We start from the raw sequence: 348 nt of genomic DNA on the forward strand, positions 1-348 counted from the left end.
ATGTTGATGAAAAGGACTTCATGTCACCAAATGAAGTTCTGCCGATAGTTGAAGGCAAAAGTTTAAGCGTAGAAGTTATTAAGGCAGGACACCCCCTGTTACTTGATGAAAATGATTTCAGTGACCAAAGAACTAATAAAATAAACCATATCGGTTCACCTGCAAAATCATGGATGGGCATCCCCTTGAAATTCGGGGGAAAGACAATGGGAGTTATGGCTATCCAGTCATACGAACGGAGCGGGGTCTACAACTCTCAGGATATAGACCTGATGGTCGCTATTTCCGAACAGATAGCCGCAGCCCTGATGCGCAGGCAAGCTGAAACAGCCTTATTTGAAAGTGAAA

1 protein-coding gene is annotated in these 348 nt (G+C 43.7%); it reads left to right on the forward strand.

Annotated elements, in window-relative coordinates:
• Positions 1-348 (forward strand): GAF domain-containing protein (locus EMN46_RS19570; RefSeq protein ID WP_154202695.1); only part of this gene is annotated, 348 nt, incomplete at both ends.

It is taken from the genome of Ancylomarina sp. 16SWW S1-10-2 (assembly GCF_009669305.1).
Lineage (GTDB): Bacteria > Bacteroidota > Bacteroidia > Bacteroidales > Marinifilaceae > Ancylomarina.